The organism is Halorubrum marinum, assembly GCF_048381195.1.
Lineage (GTDB): Archaea > Halobacteriota > Halobacteria > Halobacteriales > Haloferacaceae > Halorubrum.
This window is the reverse complement of the sequence record NZ_JBLWMM010000003.1, coordinates 533,541-549,072: the sequence shown is the minus strand read 5'-3', so window position 1 is coordinate 549,072 and position 15,532 is coordinate 533,541. Positions and strand designations below refer to the sequence as shown.

Genomic DNA, 15,532 nt, shown 5'->3' with positions numbered 1-15,532 from the left:
CCCCCCACCCGCGTCCCTCGCACCGTCGGTGAGCGGCCTGCTAGGCCGCTCACCGGGGCGCGCCGACAGCTGATTTATTTATAAGCAGTTCACGACGCTGCTCTCACGCCACCTTCGTCGACACCGCGATCCCGGACCCGACCGGGAGGATCGCGGTCTCGACGGCGTCGTCGGAGCGCACCGTGCCGACGTACTCGCCGATTCCCCGTGTCTCCGCGTCGACTTCGGGGTCGGGCAGCGGCGCGCCGTCCTCGAAGTGGGCGACGAGGTCCGCGAAGTCGATCGGGCCTCTGGTGATGTTGTCGGCGACGATCACGCCGCCCGTCCGGACCTTTGGGAGAACGGTTCGGTAGGCGTCTGCGTACCGCTCTTTCTGGTGGTCGATGAGCACCACGTCGAAGGGGCCGTCGTAGCGCTCGACCGTCTCCATCGCGTCGCCGACCTCGAACGTGACCCGGTCGGCGTACCCCCCGTCGGCGGCGAACCTGACCCCGCGCTCCGCCTCCTCCTCGTCGAACTCCGTGCAGACGACCGCGTCGGCGCCACCGCGCAGGAACCACGTCGCGGAGTAGCCGAAGCCGGAACCGAACTCGAAGACGCGCTTCGCGTCGGTGAGTCGCGCGAGCAGCCGCAACACCGCGCCGGACTCCGGACCGATGATCGGGAAGCCCCAGTCGTCCGCGAGGGCGGCCATCTCCGCCTGCGTCGCGGTGTGCTCGGGTGCCGTCGCGGCGAGGAACCGCTCCGTGGGGTCGGCGAGGACGTCCATGCGCACAGTTCGCACGCCGAACACTTAAAAACCGGCCGCGCAACGGGGAGCGGTCGCACCCGGCGTGGCGGCGACCGACCGACCCTGACAACTGTTAAGTCGCGGTCGGCCGACCGATTCGATAATGTACGACCCTGAGGAACTGGCCGAGATCCGGGAGGCCAAGGAGTCGTGGGAGTCGGGGACCTACGGCGACACCGTCGACCGGTTCGGCGAGCGCAAGGAGACGTTCACGACCGACACGGGCGGGCAGGAAGTCGATCCGCTGTACACGCCCGCCGACATCGCCGACCACGACTACCGCGAGGACGTGGGAAACCCGGGCGAGGAGCCGTACACGCGCGGCGTCTACTCGACGATGCACCGCGGCCGGCTCTGGACGATGCGCCAGTACGCGGGGATGGGCACCGCGACGGAGACGAACGAGCGGTTCAACTACCTCATCGATCAGGGCTCGTCCGGGCTCTCGATGGCGTTCGACCTCCCGACCCAGATGGGGTACGACTCCGACGCCGCGATGGCCGAAGGGGAGGTGGGGCGTTCCGGCGTCGCCATCGACACGCTCGACGACTTCGAGACGGTGTTCGACGGCATCCCGCTCGACGAGGTTTCCACGTCGATGACGATCAACGCCCCCGCGGGCGTCCTCCTCGCGATGTACGTCGCGATGGGCGACAAACAGGGCGTCCCGCGCGAGGAGCTCCGGGGGACCATCCAGAACGACATCATGAAGGAGTACATCGCGCGGAACCTCTACATCTACCCGCCCGAGCAGTCGATGCGGCTCATCACGGACATTTTCGACTTTTGCGCCGCCGAGACGCCGAACTTCAACACCATCTCCATCTCGGGGTACCACATCCGCGAGGCGGGCTCCACCGCCGCCCAAGAGATCGCCTTCACGCTCGGAAACGGAATCGAGTACGTCGAGGCCGCGATCGACGCCGGGCTCGACGTCGACGAGTTCGCCCCGCAGCTCTCCTTCTTTTTCAACGCGCACAACAACGTCTTCGAGGAGGCGGCGAAGTTCCGCGCCGCCCGTCGGATGTGGGCGCAGATCATGGAAGAGCGGTTCGACGCGCAGAACCCCAAATCGAAGCAGCTGAAGTTCCACACGCAGACCGGCGGCTCCACCCTGACCGCCCAGCAGATCGAGAACAACGTCGTCCGCGTCGCGTATCAGGCGCTCGCGGCGGTGCTCGGCGGGACCCAGAGCCTCCACACGAACGGGAAAGACGAGGCGCTCGCGCTCCCGACCGAGAAGTCCGTTCGAACGGCGCTGCGCACCCAGCAGATCCTCGCGCACGAGTCCGGCGCGGCCGACACGATCGACCCGCTCGCCGGGTCGTACTACGTGGAGGACCTCACCGACGGGATCGAGGCGGACGCCTTCGAGATCATCGAGGAGATCGACCGACGCGGCGGAATGCTCGACGCCGTGGAGAGCCAGTGGGTCCAGCGGCAGATCCAGGACGTCGCCTTCGAGCGGCAGCGGGAGATCGAGGCGGGCGAGCGGATCATCGTCGGCGTCAACGAGTTCGCGGTGGACGAGGAGCCCGAGATGGACTTAGAGGAGGTCGACCCCGAGCAAGAGCAGAATCAGTGCGAACGCGTCCAAGCGGTCAAAGAGGATCGCGACAGCGACGCGGTCGACGACGCGCTCGGGTCGCTGCGCGAGGCCGCGCGCGGCACGGAGAACGTGATGCCGCACATCGTCGACGCCGTGAAGGCGTACGCGACGGTCCAAGAGATCTCGGACGTGTTCCGCGACGAGTTCGGGGAGTACACGCCCGGGCGGTGAGCGGCCGAGAAAGCGGTCAGTTCCGGGTGTCGTCACCTACCGCAGCCGCACCGCGGTCCCGTACGCGAGTATCTCCGCGCCGCTGTCGGCGATCGAGGAGGTCGTGAACCGGACGTTGACCACGGCGTCGGCGTCGAGCGCCTCCGCCTCTTCGACCATCCGCGCCTGCGCCTGATCGCGGGCGTCCGTCATCAGCTCGGTGTACGCTTTGAGCTCGCCGCCCGCGAGGTTGCGGAGGCTCTGCGTGAAGTCGCGACCGACGTTGCGGGCGCGGACCGTGTTGCCGCGGACGACGCCGAGCGTCTCGTCGATATCTGTGCCGGCGATCGAATCGGTGTTGGAGAGCTGCATACCGCCACGCTACGACGACTGGTGGCTTAAATACTGACACCGGATCGACGCCGGTATATAAGTCTCCGGCGGGCGATCGGAGACGTATGCGCTTCGATCACGTCGGCGTCGCGACCCGAGACGCCGCCGACCTCGCTGACCTGTTCGACGGGCTGCTGGACGCGCCGATCGCTCACGAGGAGACGTTCGACGGGATGGACGTGGTCTTCCTCGAACTCGACGACGGCGAGTACTTCGAACTCTTAGAGCCGACCGACGACGGCCCGATCGCCGACTACCTCGACCGCGAGGGACCGGGGATCCACCACGTCGCGCTCGCGACCGACGACATCGAGGAGGCGCTCGACCGCGCCCGCGACCTCGGCGTCGACCTCGTCGACGAGGAGCCGCGCCCCGGCGCGTGGGGCCACGAGGTCGCCTTCTGCCACCCGCGGTCGACGGGCGGCGTGCTCGTGGAGTTCGTCGAGCACTGAGGACGACGGCTTCTCGCGGGCGGCGACTCTTCCGGGGCGACGGTGACGGCGACTAGTCGCCGCCGTCGACCGCCGGGTCGTGCGTCTCGTACCAGTCGAGGATCTTCTCCAGCCGGTGGATCGCCCGGTCCGGGTCGCCGATGTTGTGGTGTTCGTCCGGATAGACGACGAGCTCCGCCTCGACGCCCTGCTTGCGAGCCGCGACGTACAGCTGCTCGGACTGCGAGGGCGGACACCGCCAGTCCTCGCCGCCGGCCATCACGAGGAGGGGCGTCTCGATATCTCCGGCGTCGAGGATCGCCGTCGAGGCGTCGTACGCCTCCGGGTTCTCCCACGGGAGGCCGTACTCCGTCTCGAACCACGTGTGCGTGTCGTCGGTGCCGAACGCCGACCGGAGGTCGTAGATGCCGTGTTCGGGCGCGGCGGCGGCGAACAGGTCCGGCTTCCGCGTGACCAAGAACCCCTGTGCGATGCCGCCGTACGAGAAGCCGTGGCCGAACACGCGATTCGGATCGGCCCAGCCGCGATCGACGAGCGCCTCGACCCCCGCCGCGATGTCCTCGACCTCCGTCGTCCCCCACGCGCCGGTCAGGTGGGACGCGAACTCCCGACCCCGGGAGGTACCGCCCCGATAGTTCGGTCGGAAGACGAGATAGCCTCGGCTCGTCAGCGCCGCGTGTGCGAAGCTGAAGACCGGCTCGTCGTACGACAGCGGGCCGCCGTGGATCGCGACCACGAGGGGGTGGCCTCCCTCGGTGGGGTCGGTCTCCGGGTCGTGGTATACCACCCCGTCGATCGTCCAGCCGTCCGACTCCCACTCGACTCGCGTCGCCTCGGGCATCGCGAACTCGTCGGTCAGCGACTCGTTGACCCGAGTGAGCCGGCGGAGGGAGTCGGTCGCTCCCCCGCTGCGATCGAGAGCGTCGACGGCGACGGCGTACAGGTCCGTGCCTCCCGTCGGATCAGAGAGGACGGCAACCGCCGTCGTGCCGTCGGCCGAGACGTCGAACCCGGCCAGCGCGCGGTCTCGGCCCTGCGCCTCGAAGACGCGGTCGACGCGTCCGTCGGTGTCGACTCGGACCAGTCGCGTGTGGCTCTCGTCGGCGATCGGGACGTACACCGCGCCGTCGACCCACACAGGGTCACCGCCGCGCGCGACCGTCCGATCGAGGTCGGCGGTGAGCGAGGTCGAGTCGGCAGTGGCATTCGCCTCCCCGTCAACGAGATACACCCGCGCTGGCGCGGGCGGATCGGCCGGATCGTTCGCGACAGTCACGAGGTCGTCGCCGCCCGGTCGCCACGTCGGTGCGCCGTGTGTCAGCGCGCTGTCGGTGAGGCGCTCGGCGTCGCCGCCCTCCGGCGAAACAGCGTACACGTCGCGGACGGTGGTGTCGTCGGGCCGGTCGAGCCGGCAGGAGGTGAACGCGATCCGGTCGTCATCGCCCCAGTGCGGGTCCATCCCGGCGACGTCTTGGAACGCGCCGCCGCCGTAGGCGTCGTCGAGCCGTCGCGGTTCGCGTTCGGGGTCGTCGAGGTCGACGACGAAGAGGTGCGTCGTCACGTCGTCGGTCCAGCCGACGCCGTTCAGCTTGTGCTGAAGCCGAGTCGTCTCGATCGGGCCGCCTTCCTCGCGGACCTGATCGAGGTAGTCGGAGTCCTCGTCGGTCGGGTCTCGCGACTCGATTACCAGGCGGTCGCCGTCGGGCGACCAGTCGAAGTCGGCGACTCCCTCCGCGCGGTCGGTGACTTGTCTGGCGTCGCCGCCGAGCGCGAGGTCGAAGAGCCACACCTGCGGTTTCGGCTCGTCGTCCCCGGCTTCGTCGTCCCCGGCTTCGTCGTCTCCGAGGTCTTCGGCATCGCCGTCGGTCTCGCTCTCCTCGCCCCGCTCGCGCCACCCGACTCGTCGCGCCGCGTCCTCGTCGCGGGCAGCCACGAACGCGAGGCGGTCGCCGTCGGGGCTCCACGCGGGAGAGGAGGCCCCGGAGGCGTTCGTCAGCCGGTGCGGGTCGCGAGAGCCGTCGGTCGGGACGACGAACAGCGAGGCGACCGCCTCGTCGGCGGACTGGTCGTATTCGGTGGCGGTGAACGCGACTCGATCGCCGGACGGAGAGACGGCGACCTCGCCGATCTGCGAGAGTTCGTAGTACGCGTCGAGCGACAGTTCCGACATGGACGCACCGAACGCCGGACGGTGCAAATACGTTCTGGCCGCGGAACGTCGGCGGGTCGTCGTGGGCGGACCACGGAGCCCCGGCGGGTCGTCGGCGCCGTCGTTTTGTGTCTCCTCGTCGTCACGGCAACACGTGTTCCGCGATCTCTCCCACCCGATCGAGTCGGGGATGCCGACGTATCCCGGCGACCCCGACGTGACGCTGACGCCCGACGCGTCTCACGACGCCGACGGCTACGCCACGAGCGAGCTCCGAACGGGGACCCACGCCGGTACCCACGTCGACGCCCCGCGTCACACGATCGACGGAGGCGCGACGCTCGACGACCTCGACGTCGGCGCGTTCGCGTTCGACGCGCAGCTGGTCGACTGCCGACCGCTGAAGCCCCGAGAACCGATCGGGGCCGAAATCCTCCCGGACGAACTCGGGACGGAGAGCGATTCGCCGCCGAACCTCCTCGTGCTTCGGACCGGCTGGGCGGAGCACTGGGGCACGCCGCGGTACCGGGACCACCCGCATCTGACCGTGGCAGCAGCCGAGCGCTGCCGTGAACTGGGCGTCGGCGTCGCCCTCGACACGTTCGGGCCGGACCCGACGCCGTCGGCGAGCGAAGCCGCCTCGGTGGCCTCTGAGCACGCTGAGTCGCAGGGGACGCCGGCCCACGACGTTCTCTTGGGCGACGAGCTCGCGGTCGTCGAGAATCTCCGCGGGCTCGACGGGCTCCCTCAACGGTTTCGGTTGTTCGGGTTCCCCCTGCGGCTCCGCGGCGGTGACGGCGCTCCGGTGCGGGCAGTTGCGGAGTGGGAGGCGTAAGTTGCGGAGTGGGAGACGCGAAGTGAGTTCGCGCCGGTCCCCGCCCGCGAGACAGACCAAACCCGTTTTAAGCGTCGGCGACGAACCGCGTTCCAAGGTAGATATCCATGGAAATGCCACGTCGTTTCAACACGTACTGTCCACACTGTGACTCCCATCAGGAGCACGAAGTGGAGAAGGTTCGATCGGGTCGAGCGACCGGAATGAAACGCGACGCGCGACAGCGACGCCGCGCACTCGCGACGATCGGTAACGCCGGCGGGTACTCGAAGGTTCCCGGTGGCGACAAGCCGACGAAGAAGACTCACCTGAAGTACCGCTGCGGCGACTGCGGCAAGGCCCACATGCGCAAAGGATGGCGCGCCGGCCGGCTGACGTTCCAGGAGTAACCATGGCGGGAAGCTTCCACCGCGTCGCCTGCGGCGACTGCGAGAACGAACAGGTCGTCTTCAGCAAGGCCTCCTCCGTGGTGTCGTGTGCGGTCTGCGGCACGACGCTCGCGACCCCGACCGGCGGCGAGGCCGAACTGCACGGCGATATCGTCGAAACCGTTGAGGCGCGGTAACCGCCTCACACCCGCTTATGAAGTATAGCGGCTGGCCCGAACCCGGCGAGCTCGTGGTCGGCGACGTCGACGAGATCGCCGACTTCGGCGTGTTCGTCGACCTCGACGAGTACGAGGACAAGCGCGGTCTCTGTCACATCAGCGAGGTCGCCTCCGGCTGGATCAAGAACGTCCGCGACCACGTCCGCGAGGGACAGACCGTCGTCGCGAAGGTGCTCGAGGTCGACGAGTCCGCGAACCAGATCGACCTGTCGATCAAAGACGTCAACGAACACCAGCGGAAGGACAAGATACAGGCCTGGAAGAACGCCCAGAAGGCCGACAACTGGATGCTCATCGCGCTCGGCGAGGACGTCGACGACGAGCGCTACACCGAGGTCGCAAACACGCTCCTCGTCGAGTACGAGTCCCTGTACGACGCCTTCGAGGCGGCCGCGATCAGCGGAAGCGAGGCCCTCGACGACGTCGACATCGACGATGAGGCCGCCGAGGCGATCGTCACGGCCGCCCGCGACAACGTCTCCGTTCCGTACGTCGACGTGTCCGGATACGTGGATCTCGAATCCACCGCGCCGGACGGCGTCGACGACGTGAAGGCCGCGCTCGAGGCGGCAGAGGGCAACGGCGAGGTCCCGGACGGCGTGGAGCTCGACGTCGGCTACGTCGGCTCGCCCGAGTACCGCATCAAGGTTCGCGCGCCCGACTACAAGACGGCGGAAGACCAGCTCGAAGCGGCCGCCGAGCGCGCCCGCGCGGCTATCGAAGCCGCCGGTGGCTTCGGCGGTTTCCACCGCGAGCGCCGCGAAGACGACGAGTAGTCGCGGTATCCGCTCCCCTTTAGAGTCACTCCGTGAAATCAGATATCCGCGTCTGCGCCGACTGGGAACGCGTCCACGACCGTCCGGTGTACACGCTCGGCGACCGCTGCCCCGAGTGCGACGCCCCGACGGCGAACAGCGCGCCCGCACCGTTCAGTCCCGAGGACCCGTACGGGGAGTATCGGCGCCGCGCTCGACGACGAGACGCCACCGCCGAGTAGCGCTCGTCTATCGCACACCGCTCTTGTTCCACTCTCGCTGTCCCGCCGGAATAGCCACCCTCTTGTGACCGCCGCCCGGACGGACCCGGTATGGACGACATCGAGATCGACGAGGTCGCGACGCCGGAGCTCGACGACCCGGTGCTCATCGAGGGGTTGCCGGGCGTCGGCCACGTGGGGAAGCTCGCTGCGGAGCACCTATTAGAGGAGTTCGACAGTGAGCTGGTGCGTCGCGTGTACTCGACGGAGTTCCCGCCGCAGGTAAACGTCGACGGCGACGGCGTCGCCGAGCTCACCTGTGCCGAGTTTCACGCCGTCGAGACCGACGGCGCCGACATGCTGGTGTTGACCGGCGATCATCAGGCCGGCTCGAACGCGGGCCACTACAGGCTCACCTCGACGTTTCTGGACATCGCCGAGTCGTTCGGGACGACTCGCGCGTACGCGCTCGGCGGTGTGCCGACGGGTGAACTCGTCGAGGAGTACACCGTGCTCGGCGCGGTTTCGGACAAGGAACTCGTCGAGGGGCTCGAAGACGCGGGCGTCGAGTTCCGCCCCGACGAACCGGCGGGCGGAATCGTCGGCGTCTCCGGACTCGTGCTCGGGCTCGGCGAGCGCCGCGGACTCGCCGCCGCCTGCCTGATGGGGGAGACGAGCGGGTACCTCGTCGATCCCAAGAGCGCGCGAGCGGTGCTCGAAGTGCTCCAACAGGTGCTCGACTTCGACGTCGACTACGAGAGCTTGGAGGACCGCGCCGAGGAGATGGAGGAAGTCGTCGGGAAGATCCGCGAGATGCAGGAGGGACCGGCCGTGCCGGACGACGACCTCCGGTACATCGGCTGAGGGAAGCGACGGCGGCTCCCCGCCCTCGCTGGTTCCGGCAGCGATAAACCGGTCCCCGATTATCGTTCGTGTATGACCGACGTACGCGTCGCCGGGGTCGGCCTCACTCACTTCGGGAGCCACCCGGAGCGGACCGGTCGCGACCTGTTCGCGACGGCCGCGCTCCGGGCGTTCGAGGACGCCGGCGTCCCGCGCGAGGACGTCGAGGAACTGAACTACGGCAACTTCATGGGCGCGCTCGCGGAGCACCAGGGCCATCAGGCCCCGTTGATGGCGGAGGCCGCGGGCGTCCGCTGTCCCGCGACGCGATACGAGGAGGCGTGTGCCTCCGCGGGCGTCGCCGTCCGCGAAGCCGTCAGAACCGTCCGCGCGGGCGACGCAGACGTGGTTCTCGCCGGCGGGATGGAGCGGATGACGAACCTCCCGACCGACGAGGTGACGGAGGGGCTCGCCATCGCCGCGGACGACCTCTTCGAGGTGCGGGCCGGGGTGACGTTCCCGAGCGCGTACGCCCTGATGGCGACCGCGTACTTCGACGCCTACGGCGGGAGCCGCCGCGATTTGGCGCACGTCGCGTCGAAGAACCACGCGAACGCCGTGCCGAACGAGTACGCCCAGTACCGCCGGGAGGTGTCCGTCGACGACGCCCTGTCCGCGCCGCCGGTCGCCGAGCCGCTCCACCTGTACGACGCCTGTCCCATCACCGACGGCGCGAGCGCGCTCCTGATCGTCTCGGCGGAGTACGCCGACGAGCACGACATCGACGCGCCCGTCGCGGTGACCGGTACCGGACAGGGGACCGACCGAATGGCGCTCGCAGACCGCGACCATCTCGCGCGCACGCCCGCTGCAGACGACGCGGCCGACGCGGCGTACGCCGACGCGGGCGTGACCCCCGACGACGTCGACGTCGCCGAAGTCCACGACTGTTTCACCATCGCTGAGGTGCTCGCGCTGGAGTCGCTCGGCTTCTTCGCGCCCGGCGAGGGACTCTCGGCGGCGCGCGATGGGGTCACGACCGCAGACGGCGACCTCCCGGTGAACCTCTCCGGGGGCCTGAAGGCGAAGGGACACCCGGTCGGCGCGACGGGCGGGTCACAGATCGCGGAGCTGACGCGGCTCCTTCGCGGCGACCACCCGAACAGCGAGCACGTCGCGGACGCCGAGATCGGCGTGGCCCACAACGCGGGCGGAACCGTCGCCAGCGCGGTCGTCCACGTGCTGGAGGTGGCGGAATGAGCGACGGGAGCGAAGAGCGAAAGGCGAACGCCGGCCACGGCAAAAAGAACGCCAGCTACGACGAGTGGCTCGACGCGCTCGGGGCGGGGACCGGCTACGCGCTGTGCTGTCCGGACGGACACGGTTCGCTCCCGCCGAGACGGGTCTGTCCCGAGTGCGGCTCCTCGGAGCTCGACCGCGAACCGCTCGAGGAGACCGGAACCGTCGAGACGACCAGCACGGTCCACGTTCCCTCGCCGGGATTCGCCGACGACGCGCCGTACGTGAGCGCCATCGCGGACTTCGGTCCGGTCCGGCTCACGGGCGTGTTCCGCGGCGTCGATCCCGACGGCGACGGGACCGATGCCGATCTCGGCGAGGACGTCCGTGCGGGCGTCGAGGAGCGCGAGACGGACGGGAATCCGCTTGTCGTATTCCGTCCGATCGGCGACGAGAACGTCTGATCCCGGCTCCGTTCGGATCGAACCGTAGGTGCAGGCGACGGATCGGGGGCACGGCTCTCGACCCGTTTCCACGCTCGCTCGATCCTCCAAATTGTTATACCGCCATCGTTTGTACCGATACGAGATGACTGATCAGATCCGCGTGCTCCACGTCGACGACGACCCGGACCTCGCGGATCTCGCCGCGTCGTTCCTCGAACGCGAGGACGACCGGATCGCGGTTGAGACGGCGACAGACGCGACGGCGGGACTCTCCGCGCTCGACGACCGCGAGATCGACTGCGTGGTCTCGGACCACGACATGCCGGGACGGAACGGGATCGAGTTCCTTCGGTTGGTTCGCGAGCGAAACCCTGACCTGCCCTTTATATTATATACGGGGAAAGGGTCGGAGGCGGTCGCCAGCGACGCGATCTCCGCCGGTGTGACCGACTACCTGCAGAAAGGCGGCGGCACCGAGCAGTACGAGATTCTGGCGAATCGCATCGCCGACGCGGTAGAGAAGCGACGGTTCGAGCGCGAGGCGGAACGAACGCGAGCGCACCTTCAGGCGATCACCGCTCACTCGATGGACGGGATCGTCACGATCGACGCCAGCGGCACCATCCGATTTGCGAACCCCGCCGTCGAGCGGTTGTTCGGCTACGATCCGAACGACCTCGTCGGGAAGCCGCTGGGGCGGCTCATGCCGGAGCGGAAGCGCGACGCTTACGGCCGCGGACTGGAGCGATTCCTCGAAACTGACAACCGGTCGCTTGACTGGTCGAACGTCGAGTTTTCCGGACGACACCACGACGGCCACGAGATCCCGCTGTCGATCTCCTTTGGCGAGTTCGAGGAGGACGGCGAGAAACGATTCGTCGGTATGCTCAGAGACGTTACCGAGCGCGACAGGCATCGGGCGTTCGTCGAGCACTCCGGCGACATCGTCACTATGCTCGACGGGGACGGAGGCTTCCAGTACCTCAGCCCGTCGACAGAACAGATCGTCGGCTACGAGCCGGACGAACTGTTGGGCGACATCGTGTTCGAGTACATCCATCCTGAAGACCGAGAGACCGTCGAGGCGGTGCTCTATGGATCATTCGGGGATTCGGAACGAGATGAGGACTCGGAACGAGGAGGGGACTCGGGACGAGGAGGAGATCACGCCGTCGAGTACCGGTTCCGTTGTGCTGACGGCGAGTACCGGTGGCTGGAATCGGTGTGGAGCGACCGCCACACCGAGGACGCGATCAGAGGGTACGTCATTAACACGCGGGACGTCTCGGAGAGAAAGCGTCGAGAGGTGAAGCTGGCACAGCTCCGCGAGTGGACGCAACAGCTCAACTACACGCGGACGATTGAGGAGACGACGCGACTGGCGGTCAACGCCGTCGACGAGATCGTCGGTGCCCAACTCAGCGGCATTCATCTCTTGAACGAGGCGGGCGATCGGCTCGAACCGGCCGCGCTGGCCGACTCGGTCAGCGCACTCTTCGACGGCCCCCCGTCGTACGACCGTGACTCCCCGGAGGGGTCTCGCGCCGAGCTCGCATGGGAGGCGTACGGGAGCGAGGAGCCGATCGCGATCGATGAGCTCTCGAGTTCGGACCGCCTCGCGGAGGAGACGCCGGCAGAGAGCCTCGTGCTCCACCCGATCGGCGAACACGGTATCTTCGTCATCTCCGCGTCGACCCCGCACACGTTCACCGATACCGACGTGCTCATCGCGGAGATCATCGCGAATCACCTCGAAACGGCTCTCGACAGGGTGGCCCGCGAGTCGAGCTTGGAACGGCTCCACGACGCGACACGCGACCTGATCCGAGCGGAGTCCCGCGAGGCGATCGCGGAGCGGATCGTCGACGCCGCCGAGGACGTGCTCGGCTTTTCAGTTGCCACCGTTCGGCTGTACGACGAGGAGGCCGCCGGGCTGGTCCCCGTGGCCGCATCAGATGCCGTGGCCGAGATCCTCCCCGACCGAACGGTGTTTACCGCCGACGGCGGGAGCCTCAACTGGGCGGCGTTCGAAGCCGGGGAAGTCCAGGTCCACGCGGACGTCGAGGTCGACGATGGGTTTGACGCTGGGACGGGCCTCCGGAGTCTGATGATCCTGCCGATTGGCGACGACGGGACGCTCGCGGTCGGCGTGACTGAGCCCAACGTGTTCGACGGGACCGACGAGTTCCTCGCGCGGATCCTCGCCACGGCCGCGGAGACGGCGTTCCGGTCCGAGGAACGGACGCGGCGGCTCCACGAGCGCAGCGCGGAGTTGGAGCGACAGAACGACCGGCTCGAGGAGTTCGCCAGCGTGGTTTCTCACGACCTGCGTAACCCGCTCAACGTCGCCCAGGGTCGTGTCGAACTGGCCCGTGACGAGTTCGACAGCGACCACCTCGCCGCCGCCGCGGGCGCTCACGAGCGGATGGAAACGCTGATCGAGGACCTGCTCGCGCTCGCTCGCGAGGGGAACCGCGTCGACGAGACCGCGACGGTCAGTCTCGCCGCCGTCACCGAGAGCTGCTGGCAGAACGTCGACACCGCGGCGGCGACGCTCACCGTCGAGCGGGACGTTGCCCTCGCGGCCGACGAGAGCCGCCTCCGGCAGCTGATCGAGAACTTGATTCGAAACGCGGTCGAGCACGCCGGTCCCGACGTGACGGTCACGATCGGTGCCCTCGACGACGGATCGGGGTTCTACGTGGCGGACGACGGGCCGGGTATCTCGGAGTCGATGCGCGAGGATATCTTCGACGCCGGCGTCTCGACGACACGGACGGGAACCGGGTTCGGTCTCCGGATCGTCGAGCAGGTCGCGAACGCCCACGGGTGGGCGGTCAGCGTCGGAGACGGCGGGAAGGGAGGGGCGGGGGACGAGCCGACATCCGGCGCGTGCTTCGAGGTGAGCGGAGTCGAGATCGTCGACGCCGCGGGCTGACGGGCTGCCCTACTCGCGGACGAGCAGCTCGATCTCGTGGCCGTCTTGGTCCTTCGTGAACGCGTAGTTGTGGTCGCACGACTCGGGGTCGCGGTAGTCCGGAGCCTCGCGCACCATCAGCTGCTCCCACGCGTCGTCGAGATCGTCCACGCGGACGCAGAGGTGTCCCCAGCCGTCGCCCATCGTGTACTCGCGGCCGTCGTAGTTGTAGGTGAGTTCCAGTTTCATCGCCTCCTCCGACGCGTTCTCGGGGGCCATGAAGTAGTTCGCGAAGGTGTCGGCCTCCCAGCGACCCGTCTCCGTGTACCCGAACTTGCGGGTCCAGTAGCCGAGCGCCTCGTCGGCGTCCTCAACGCGGATCATCGTGTGGTCGATGCTCCACTTCTCACCGTAGTCGCGCTTGACGATCTCGATCTCGTGACCGTCGGGGTCCTTGACGAACGCGTAGCGGTTCCCGCACGACTCGGGGTCGCGGTAGTCCTCGACGCCCTCCTCCATCAGCTGGTCGTACGACTCCTGAAGGGCGTCCTCGGGGACCCGCACGGCGATGTGGCCCCACGCGTCGCCGATCTCGTAGGTGTGATCGCCGTGGTTGTACGTCAGCTCCAACATCGCTCCGTCCTCGTGCATCTCCTCGGGACCGAGATAGACGTTTGTGAAGGTGTCGGCCTCCCAGCGGCCCTTCTCTTCGTAGTTCAGGTGGGTCTGATACCAGTCCAGACTCTCCTCTAAGTCCTCGACGCGGGTCATCACGTGATCGAATGTTCCGTCCATATCCCCTGGATCGTCCGCTCGCCTCAAAAGCGTACTGAAAGGGGGAACCGTCTGCCTCACGACGACCGACTGGGTTGTATAATCCGATCGTATTCGGTCATTCATTTAGCGGTCAGCACCCGGATAGATAATCGTCGAGTCCAGAGGATCGAGCGACCGGTGTCGTCGCGGACGGCGCCGGTCCCCAAACGATGGAAGACACACCAGATCCGCCGTCGACACCGCTCGACGGCACAGACTCGTTGCATCGCTCGAGCGTGACTCGGAACATCGAATCGGTCAAGGGTATCGAATCGGCGAAGGGTATCGAATCGGCGAAGGGTATCGAATCGGCCAACGGTATCAAATCGGCAAAGCGCGTCGTCGCTCGGAGCGCGCGGACGCTCATGGCGTACGCGTCGGGGGCGCCGTTTATCGCGGCGGTCGCGGCGGTCGAGACGCTCATCGCGGCCGTCCTGCTCGGCCTGCCGTTGACGCCCGCGCCGGCCGTGGTCGCACTCGTCGCCTTCGCGGTGTACACCGTCGACCACGTCGTCGACGCGGACGCGGACGCGCGGTCGACGCCGGAGCGGGCGGCGATCGCGCGTCGGTACGGCGATCAGCTCATGATCGCCGCCGCGATCGCGTACGGGCTCGCGGTCGCGCTGGCGGTGCTCGGCGGCCCGCTTGCGCTCGCGATAACGCTGCTTCCGGGGACGTTCTGGGTGTTATACGCGTCCGATTGGCTGCCGAACGTCGGGCGAGTCGCCACGGAGCTGGCCGCGGGTGACCGCGTCGGTGCGGTCCGGCGGCGGCTCCCCCGACTGAAGGACGTGCTGATTCTCAACTCGCTCGTCGTCGCGCTCGGCTGGGCGATCGCGGTCACCGCCCTACCGATCGCGTTCGCCGCTGGAGGCGCCGATGCGCTCGCTGGGGCACCCGCGGGAAGCCTTGACGCCGTCGCGGGCGACGCCTCGATCGTGGCCGTCGTATTCACCTACTTCCTGTTGCGGTCGTTCGTCGACGCCGAGCTCCCGAACGTCCGGGACGTGGAGGCCGACGCGGCCGTGGGCGTCGCGACGCTGCCGGTCAGATTTGGCGTCGCTACGACCCGTCGCGCCTTGTACGGTGTCGACATCGTCGCTGCAGCGGTCGTGACGGGCGCTGGCGTGAGCGGGCTGCTTGCGCCAGCGATCGCCGGTGCGCTCCTCGTCGGTGTCTGCGTGTCCGTCGGCATCACCGCGCTCGCGGGACGAACTGACGACGCCGCAGCGCTCGGGGTCGCCCCCGACTGTTGTTACTTCGCGGTCGGCGTCCTGCTCGCGGGGGTCCTCCTGATCGGCTGATCCGAG

At 68.1% G+C, this 15,532-nt stretch carries 16 protein-coding genes; 12 read left to right on the top strand and 4 right to left on the bottom strand.

The features are described 5' to 3' along the window. Positions 1-103: 103 nt before the first annotated feature. Entirely contained in the window at positions 104-769 is a 666-nt protein-coding gene (locus ACNSN4_RS06540; RefSeq protein ID WP_418284975.1) for an O-methyltransferase, read from the bottom strand. Positions 770-893: 124 nt separating this feature from the next. Here ACNSN4_RS06540 and ACNSN4_RS06535 point away from each other — a divergent pair, with 124 nt between their 5' ends. Next, positions 894-2,570: an acyl-CoA mutase large subunit family protein gene (locus ACNSN4_RS06535; RefSeq protein ID WP_418284974.1), complete on the top strand. Its 1,677-nt coding sequence runs from the start codon at positions 894-896 to the stop codon at positions 2,568-2,570. A 36-nt stretch (positions 2,571-2,606) separates the two neighbouring features. On the opposite strand, the gene ACNSN4_RS06530 is transcribed toward ACNSN4_RS06535, so the two are convergent. Further along, entirely contained in the window at positions 2,607-2,921 is a 315-nt protein-coding gene (locus tag ACNSN4_RS06530; protein ID WP_418284973.1) for a YbjQ family protein, read from the bottom strand. Positions 2,922-3,007: 86 nt separating this feature from the next. On the opposite strand from ACNSN4_RS06530, the gene mce reads away from it, so the two are divergent. Beyond that, positions 3,008-3,394 carry a methylmalonyl-CoA epimerase gene (mce, locus tag ACNSN4_RS06525; RefSeq protein ID WP_418284972.1) on the top strand — a complete coding sequence of 129 codons (387 nt, stop codon included), beginning with the start codon at positions 3,008-3,010 and terminating at the stop codon, positions 3,392-3,394. 52 nt (positions 3,395-3,446) lie between these two features. Here the strand turns inward: mce and ACNSN4_RS06520 are convergent, their stop codons facing one another. After that, complete coding sequence (locus tag ACNSN4_RS06520; RefSeq protein WP_418284971.1) at positions 3,447-5,564, bottom strand: alpha/beta hydrolase family protein; 2,118 nt, start codon at positions 5,562-5,564, stop codon at positions 3,447-3,449. 133 nt (positions 5,565-5,697) lie between these two features. Between ACNSN4_RS06520 and ACNSN4_RS06515 the strand changes: the two genes are divergently transcribed. The 9 genes from ACNSN4_RS06515 to ACNSN4_RS06475 all read left to right on the top strand — a co-directional run bounded on the left by ACNSN4_RS06515 (position 5,698) and on the right by ACNSN4_RS06475 (position 13,427). Continuing rightward, complete coding sequence (locus ACNSN4_RS06515; protein WP_418284970.1) at positions 5,698-6,378, top strand: cyclase family protein; 681 nt, start codon at positions 5,698-5,700, stop codon at positions 6,376-6,378. Between the two features lie 107 nt (positions 6,379-6,485). Further along, a complete protein-coding gene (locus ACNSN4_RS06510; RefSeq protein WP_418284969.1) occupies positions 6,486-6,767 on the top strand; it encodes a 50S ribosomal protein L44e in 282 nt (93 codons plus the stop codon). Between the two features lie 2 nt (positions 6,768-6,769). Continuing rightward, a complete protein-coding gene (locus ACNSN4_RS06505; protein WP_418284968.1) occupies positions 6,770-6,943 on the top strand; it encodes a 30S ribosomal protein S27e in 174 nt (57 codons plus the stop codon). Between the two features lie 17 nt (positions 6,944-6,960). After that, positions 6,961-7,761, top strand: coding sequence for a translation initiation factor IF-2 subunit alpha (locus ACNSN4_RS06500; RefSeq protein ID WP_418284967.1), 801 nt, complete (start codon positions 6,961-6,963; stop codon positions 7,759-7,761). A 32-nt stretch (positions 7,762-7,793) separates the two neighbouring features. Continuing rightward, positions 7,794-7,982, top strand: coding sequence for an RNA-protein complex protein Nop10 (locus tag ACNSN4_RS06495; protein ID WP_418284966.1), 189 nt, complete (start codon positions 7,794-7,796; stop codon positions 7,980-7,982). Between the two features lie 90 nt (positions 7,983-8,072). Continuing rightward, positions 8,073-8,825 (top strand): proteasome assembly chaperone family protein, encoded by a 753-nt coding sequence (locus tag ACNSN4_RS06490; protein WP_418284965.1) that lies wholly within the window; start codon positions 8,073-8,075, stop codon positions 8,823-8,825. Positions 8,826-8,897: 72 nt separating this feature from the next. Further along, positions 8,898-10,064 (top strand): thiolase domain-containing protein, encoded by a 1,167-nt coding sequence (locus ACNSN4_RS06485; protein ID WP_418284964.1) that lies wholly within the window; start codon positions 8,898-8,900, stop codon positions 10,062-10,064. Beyond that, on the top strand, positions 10,061-10,507 hold the full coding sequence (locus tag ACNSN4_RS06480; RefSeq protein ID WP_418284963.1) for a Zn-ribbon domain-containing OB-fold protein: 447 nt from the start codon (positions 10,061-10,063) through the stop codon (positions 10,505-10,507). The genes ACNSN4_RS06485 and ACNSN4_RS06480 overlap by 4 nt, the downstream gene beginning before the upstream one ends. Before the next feature lie 124 nt (positions 10,508-10,631). Beyond that, a complete protein-coding gene (locus ACNSN4_RS06475; RefSeq protein ID WP_418284962.1) occupies positions 10,632-13,427 on the top strand; it encodes a hybrid sensor histidine kinase/response regulator in 2,796 nt (931 codons plus the stop codon). A gap of 9 nt (positions 13,428-13,436) precedes the next feature. Here ACNSN4_RS06475 and ACNSN4_RS06470 read toward each other — a convergent pair whose 3' ends face one another. Further along, complete coding sequence (locus ACNSN4_RS06470; RefSeq protein ID WP_418284961.1) at positions 13,437-14,201, bottom strand: VOC family protein; 765 nt, start codon at positions 14,199-14,201, stop codon at positions 13,437-13,439. A 191-nt stretch (positions 14,202-14,392) separates the two neighbouring features. On the opposite strand from ACNSN4_RS06470, the gene ACNSN4_RS06465 reads away from it, so the two are divergent. After that, entirely contained in the window at positions 14,393-15,526 is a 1,134-nt protein-coding gene (locus ACNSN4_RS06465; protein ID WP_418284960.1) for a UbiA family prenyltransferase, read from the top strand. Positions 15,527-15,532 lie beyond the last annotated feature (6 nt).

Bases quoted from the DNA above. Each gene is read 5' to 3' on its own strand.
- ACNSN4_RS06465 (WP_418284960.1), top strand. From the start codon at position 14,393: ATGGAAGACACACCAGATCCGCCGTCGACACCGCTCGACGGCACAGAC.
- ACNSN4_RS06540 (WP_418284975.1), bottom strand. From the start codon at position 769: ATGGACGTCCTCGCCGACCCCACGGAGCGGTTCCTCGCCGCGACGGCA.
- ACNSN4_RS06500 (WP_418284967.1), top strand. From the start codon at position 6,961: ATGAAGTATAGCGGCTGGCCCGAACCCGGCGAGCTCGTGGTCGGCGAC.
- ACNSN4_RS06490 (WP_418284965.1), top strand. From the start codon at position 8,073: ATGGACGACATCGAGATCGACGAGGTCGCGACGCCGGAGCTCGACGAC.
- ACNSN4_RS06535 (WP_418284974.1), top strand. From the start codon at position 894: ATGTACGACCCTGAGGAACTGGCCGAGATCCGGGAGGCCAAGGAGTCG.
- ACNSN4_RS06480 (WP_418284963.1), top strand. From the start codon at position 10,061: ATGAGCGACGGGAGCGAAGAGCGAAAGGCGAACGCCGGCCACGGCAAA.
- mce (WP_418284972.1), top strand. From the start codon at position 3,008: ATGCGCTTCGATCACGTCGGCGTCGCGACCCGAGACGCCGCCGACCTC.
- ACNSN4_RS06470 (WP_418284961.1), bottom strand. From the start codon at position 14,201: ATGGACGGAACATTCGATCACGTGATGACCCGCGTCGAGGACTTAGAG.
- ACNSN4_RS06520 (WP_418284971.1), bottom strand. From the start codon at position 5,564: ATGTCGGAACTGTCGCTCGACGCGTACTACGAACTCTCGCAGATCGGC.
- ACNSN4_RS06485 (WP_418284964.1), top strand. From the start codon at position 8,898: ATGACCGACGTACGCGTCGCCGGGGTCGGCCTCACTCACTTCGGGAGC.
- ACNSN4_RS06505 (WP_418284968.1), top strand. From the start codon at position 6,770: ATGGCGGGAAGCTTCCACCGCGTCGCCTGCGGCGACTGCGAGAACGAA.
- ACNSN4_RS06530 (WP_418284973.1), bottom strand. From the start codon at position 2,921: ATGCAGCTCTCCAACACCGATTCGATCGCCGGCACAGATATCGACGAG.
- ACNSN4_RS06475 (WP_418284962.1), top strand. From the start codon at position 10,632: ATGACTGATCAGATCCGCGTGCTCCACGTCGACGACGACCCGGACCTC.
- ACNSN4_RS06510 (WP_418284969.1), top strand. From the start codon at position 6,486: ATGGAAATGCCACGTCGTTTCAACACGTACTGTCCACACTGTGACTCC.